The sequence below is a fragment of the Nostoc sp. 2RC genome (genome assembly GCF_014222165.1).
GTDB classification, from domain to species: Bacteria; Cyanobacteriota; Cyanobacteriia; order Cyanobacteriales; family Nostocaceae; genus Nostoc; species Nostoc linckia.
In genome coordinates this window covers 1-5,351 of sequence record NZ_JACKZU010000480.1, presented here as the reverse complement: position 1 = coordinate 5,351, position 5,351 = coordinate 1, and the positions used below count along the sequence as shown (strand labels likewise).

Here is a 5,351-nt window from a genome sequence, read left to right as displayed (position 1 = left end):
CTTAATCCCCTTCCCTTAGCAAGATGCAGATGGTAAATAGAGGGTCAGACCCCTCGTAGAGCCACAAATTGGTTTGTAGAGACGTAGCAATGCTACGTCTCTACATCGAGTGGAATGACTATCAACAGTCAACAGTCATCAATCATCAATTTCAAAAGATTTTCTTTGAAATTCTCTAATTTTGCCTGCATTAAGCGTTAGAAAAAATTGCCAGCATTAGTAAAACTACAACTAATCCTGTAATCCAAATAGCTAACGATCCCCAAACAACAGAATCTTGTTGTAGTTTCTGCCATAAATTAGTGACTGAGTTGTTGCGAAATGCCATTTTCTAATCTCCAATTTTTATGATGTTTTTACTGAGTGATTTAAAACTCAGAATTGATTACAATCTAAAAACCAAACAAAAGTTTACAAAAAAATATTTATTGATGCTTAACTTAATTCTCCCACAAGTATCTGTTTACACTCCTTGGAAGCGGTATTTTGAGAGAATTCTTAATAATAGGTTAAGTATGTATAAAAAGTTTTTTGAAATCTAAAGCACGGAAATATTGACTTTACTTTTCTTTCATGAGTGTTTATCTAAAGTTAGAAATATATTAAAAATAGACAGCTTTTATTACTGGGGTTAGTCAGTAATGGTGCAAGAAATTAGACAAAACGAGCCTCAATATATCTGTATCATTCCAGTTGATAAAATTACAGGTAACCAAGACGAAGAAATCATGAGCTTTGGTATATCTGCTGATGAGGCAAAAAATCAAGGCGAAAAATTATTAGCATCTACCTATGGTTGTAATCAATCGCAAGTTTGGGAATTGATGCAGCAAGCGCGAATTGAAACAATAGCTCAGTGGTGTGCCCCGAAATAGTATTAAACCTTAGACCTCTTGCAAAAAACACTTTTGCAAGAGTTGGGAAAAGGGAAAAGGTTAAAGGGGAAGGGGACAATACAAAACCTTTACCCTTTCCCCCTTCGCCTTTTCCCGACTTATGCAAGAAGTCTCTTGTCTATGTTGAAACCTGGAGTTTGGAATTATAGCAATCCCAAAACTTTTATTTATCTTTTTTTGAGATCGAGATCTTGGCAACAGCAGCTTTTAGTAAGCACAATGGTGCAAACATTCAGCTAATCGGTATAAGGAGCCATTAATACTATGACCGACGCCAAGCATACTTCCCCACGCCGCCGTCGCTCTTGGGCAGAGCCATATAAAATCAAGGTGGTTGAGCCATTAAAAATGACTACTCGTGCTGAACGGGAAGAAGCGATCGCCCAAGCGGGTTACAATACTTTTTTATTACGCTCTGAAGATGTTTACATTGATTTGTTGACTGATAGTGGCACCGCAGCCATGAGCGATTATCAATGGGCAGGTATGATGCTTGGTGATGAAGCTTATGCTGGTAGCAAGAACTTTTACAATTTAGAAGAAAACATTCAGAAATATTACGGCTATCGCTATATAGTCCCCACCCACCAAGGACGTGGCGCGGAAAACATTCTTTCTCAAATACTGATTAAACCAGGCGATTATATACCTGGCAATATGTATTTCACCACAACCAGGCTACATCAAGAATTAGCCGGCGGTACATTTGTGGATGTCATTATTGATGAAGCCCACAATGCCCAATCATTGCATCCATTTAAGGGTAATATAGATTTGCAAAAGCTCACAGACTTAATTGAACGAGTCGGGGCAGAACGCATTCCCTATATCAGTGTTGCTGGAACCGTAAATATGGCTGGTGGACAGCCGATATCAATGGCTAATCTGCGGGAGGTACATCGGTTAGCCCAAACTCATGGTATCCGGATTATTCTTGACGCTACCCGTGCTGTGGAAAATGCTTACTTTATCCAGCAGCGAGAAGAAGATTATAGGAATCAAGCGATCGCCACCATCTTACATGAATTTTGCTCCTACACCGACGGCTGCACCATGAGTGGCAAAAAAGATGCACTGGTGAACATCGGCGGTTGGCTGGCTCTCAATGACGAAAATCTCTACGAAGAAGCACGTAATTTAATAGTAATCTATGAAGGCTTACATACTTATGGCGGTATGGCTGGGCGGGATATGGAAGCTATGGCACGCGGTATCGAAGAATCAGTTAAAGACGATCATATTCGGGCGCGTGTCGGACAAGTTGAATATCTAGGACAAAAACTGTTAGATTGGGGGATTCCAATTGTTGTACCCATTGGTGGACATGCGATTTATTTGGATGCCAAACGCTTTTTACCACAAATTCCCCAAGAGGAATTTCCCGCACAACGCCTAGCAGCCGAACTGTACGTAGAAGCAGGTATTCGGGCAATGGAACGGGGTATCGTTTCTGCTGGACGCAATAAAGAAACAGGAGATAATTATCATCCAGAGTTAGAACTAGTACGTTTAACTATTCCCCGCCGAGTGTATACCCAAGCTCACATGGATTTAACTGCTGAAGCAGTGGAAGAAGTCTATTATAATCGCGATCGCCTGCGCGGACTGAAGATGATTTACGAGCCAAAATATCTACGTTTCTTCCAAGCACGGTTTGAGTTGCTTTAAAACTGGCAATATTTTGTGAGACTCCTGTTCACAGTCAACAGTCAACGGTCAACGGTGAACACTCACCAATATCAATGCAATATTTTTGTAGTTGGAAGTCCCTAATTAACGTTTTTTGCTACCACCTCTCGCACGCGATAAATAGGCCGTCCTTGGGATTCATGATATGTACGCATGAGTAATTCCGCTAAAAGACCGAAGCAAAACAACTGTACTCCAGTTACAAGCAACAAAACTGCCAAAATCAGCAAAGGACGATTGCCAATCATCTGACCCAAAGCTAATTTGATAAAAGTTAAATAAATGCCGATAAGCGTCCCCGAAACCATTGAAATCAAGCCTAACAAGCCAAAAACATGCATCGGGCGGGTGAGGAACTTTTTCATAAACAAAATGGTTAATAAATCCATCAACACCCGGAACGTCCGCCAAATCCCATACTTACTGCGACCAAAACGGCGGGCGTGATGGCGTACCGGCATTTCAGTAATTCTCGCCCCTTCGATGTATGCTAAAGCAGGTAAAAATCGATGTAATTCGCCATAAAGATTCATATCTGCCAGAAGTTCTGCACGATAGGCTTTGAGGGAACAACCATAGTCATGAATATTCACGCTAGTGGTGCGGCGAATTAACCAATTAGCAATTTTAGAAGGAAGTAAGCGATTTATGGCACCATCTTGGCGTTTTTGTCGCCAGCCACTTACCAAATCGTAACCTTCATCAAGCTTTGCCAATAGCATCGGAATATCAGCCGGGTCATTTTGCAAATCAGCATCTAAAGAAACGATGGCCCGACCTAGTGCATAATGAAATCCAGCCGCCATAGCCGCAGTTTGGCCGTAATTACGACGCAAAATCACCGCTTTTAAATCAGGACGTGTTTTTGCTTCTTGCTTGAGATATTCCACGGAACCATCGGTAGAACCATCATCAACACAAATAATTTCATAATTTATCTGACTCGAAGATAATGTAGATGCGATCGCTTCTAATAAAAGTGGCAAACTTTCCACTTCATTGTGTATCGGCACCACCACCGAAACATCAGGGACAATTGTCGAAATCGCCCCATTCATTCCTTCACAAACCAACTCACTCCCCATCTTCCTGTGCGTCCTCAGCATCTCTGTGGTTCGTAACTGTTAACAACTCTACCAGCACCCCGTAGCTGCTGATAATAGGACTGACTAACAGCATCCCCCTGTTCCGAAAGAACATCAATCCCAATACCATTACGCCCCTGTTCCTTCCCAGAACTATGGATATAATAACCATCCGCCAAATAAAGCCCCACATGGGTTGCTTTTTGAGTAGTTCCAAAAAATACCAGATCCCCAGGTGCTAATTCTGCAATGGTAATTGGTTGAGTAAATCCTTCCTGTTGATAAGCATCTCTCGGTAACCAAATACCCACAGAAGCAAAAGCCGCTTGCATTAACCCAGAACAATCATAATTTGGCCCTACCGTACCACCCCAAAGATAATAATTCGGTTGTTGCATCGCTTTTTGGGTAAAATCTATAACCTCTGCCAGCAGTTTTTTAATTTCAAATTCAGAAAATCTTGCAGCCTGATAAAGTACAGTAGCAGGTTGTAATAAACCCAAATCTGAAAAGGATACCCATCCGGGATAGTCATCTTCACGCAAATACACCTCCACCGCCGAATCATCATGATTCGACGTTACCCATAAATGTCGCCCAGATGCGGCTTGAGTTGCTAGGCGCGTACACTCAGGAGAATCGTATAAGTTCAGGTCAGCTAAACACTGATACTCCGCTGATTTGAGATTTTGGATTTGGGATTTTAGATTAAAGGACATTATTCTAGAATGATTTTTTTTAATAAAGACGAACAACTGGAAAATCTGGGTAATGGCATTTTAGATGCAACTTGGGCAGCATTTCCTACCTTAGCCCGCAACCAAATTGCCTTGACTTTGGTTGTTTACGACCCACCAGTGCCGGTAAATACTGGTGGGGCCCTGACTCCCGACGCTTTTTGGAACCACCCAGTCCGGGGTTTTACTTATCGCGGTGTAGAACGGATTTACCCTGCAAGTGTAGTCAAACTATTTTATCTGGTGGCAATAAATGAATGGCTAGAAAAAGGCATGAGCCAAACTTCTAAGGAATTAGAGCGAGCCTTGCGGGATATGATTGTAGACTCTAGCAATGATGCTACCAGCTTGGTTGTAGATATTCTCACTGGCACCACCTCAGGCCCCGAACTACCAGTAGCACCATTTGAAACCTGGAAATATCAGCGTAATATCGTTAACCGCTATTACCAATCCTTGGGATGGGAAGAAATGGAGACGATAAACGTTTGTCAAAAAACTTGGGGTGATGGCCCCTATGGACGAGAGCGGGCATTTGTGGGAGAGTTACTGGAAAATCGTAATATGTTGACCACAAATGCCATCGCCAGATTAGTGCATAGTATTATCGGCGGAGTAGCAGTTTCAAGTGTGCGATCGCAAGGAATGATGGCTTTGCTCAAACGCGATGTCCAAAACTTACCCACTGATGTCGAAGAAGACCAAATAACAGGTTTTTTAGGCGGTGGACTTCCTAAAGATGCTCAAATTTGGTCAAAGGCGGGTTGGACAAGTCAAGTCCGCCATGATTCCGCTTACATTGAGTTAACAAACCAACGCCCCTACCTTTTAGTAGTATTTACTGAAGGCAAAGCCCAAGCTAAGAACCGGGAAATTTTGCCCTTTGTTTCCAAGCTAGTTGTAGAAGCGATTAGCAGTCTGTAAGACGGACTGGGGATTTGGGG

Annotated in this window: 6 protein-coding genes; 3 read left to right on the top strand and 3 right to left on the bottom strand. The window is 42.2% G+C overall.

What is annotated here, in order from left to right; all coding sequences use genetic code 11:
- Positions 1–190 precede the first annotated feature (190 nt).
- Positions 191–328, bottom strand: coding sequence for a hypothetical protein (locus GNE10_RS31715; RefSeq protein WP_180267468.1), 138 nt, complete (start codon positions 326–328; stop codon positions 191–193).
- A 313-nt stretch (positions 329–641) separates the two neighbouring features.
- On the opposite strand from GNE10_RS31715, the gene GNE10_RS31710 reads away from it, so the two are divergent.
- Both GNE10_RS31710 and GNE10_RS31705 read left to right on the top strand, forming a co-directional pair.
- Entirely contained in the window at positions 642–875 is a 234-nt protein-coding gene (locus GNE10_RS31710) for a hypothetical protein (protein ID WP_099070283.1), read from the top strand.
- 285 nt (positions 876–1,160) lie between these two features.
- Positions 1,161–2,564, top strand: a complete 1,404-nt coding sequence (locus tag GNE10_RS31705) for a tyrosine phenol-lyase (RefSeq protein ID WP_185569922.1) — start codon at positions 1,161–1,163, stop codon at positions 2,562–2,564.
- Positions 2,565–2,665: 101 nt separating this feature from the next.
- Here the strand turns inward: GNE10_RS31705 and GNE10_RS31700 are convergent, their stop codons facing one another.
- Complete coding sequence (locus GNE10_RS31700; RefSeq protein WP_185569920.1) at positions 2,666–3,670, bottom strand: glycosyltransferase family 2 protein; 1,005 nt, start codon at positions 3,668–3,670, stop codon at positions 2,666–2,668.
- A 14-nt stretch (positions 3,671–3,684) separates the two neighbouring features.
- A complete protein-coding gene (locus tag GNE10_RS31695; RefSeq protein ID WP_185569918.1) occupies positions 3,685–4,389 on the bottom strand; it encodes a C40 family peptidase in 705 nt (234 codons plus the stop codon).
- Between the two features lie 9 nt (positions 4,390–4,398).
- On the opposite strand from GNE10_RS31695, the gene GNE10_RS31690 reads away from it, so the two are divergent.
- The gene (locus GNE10_RS31690; RefSeq protein WP_185569917.1) at positions 4,399–5,331 is read left to right on the top strand and encodes a serine hydrolase; all 933 of its coding nucleotides are present in this window, start codon (positions 4,399–4,401) and stop codon (positions 5,329–5,331) included.
- The last annotated feature ends 20 nt before the right edge of the window (positions 5,332–5,351 follow it).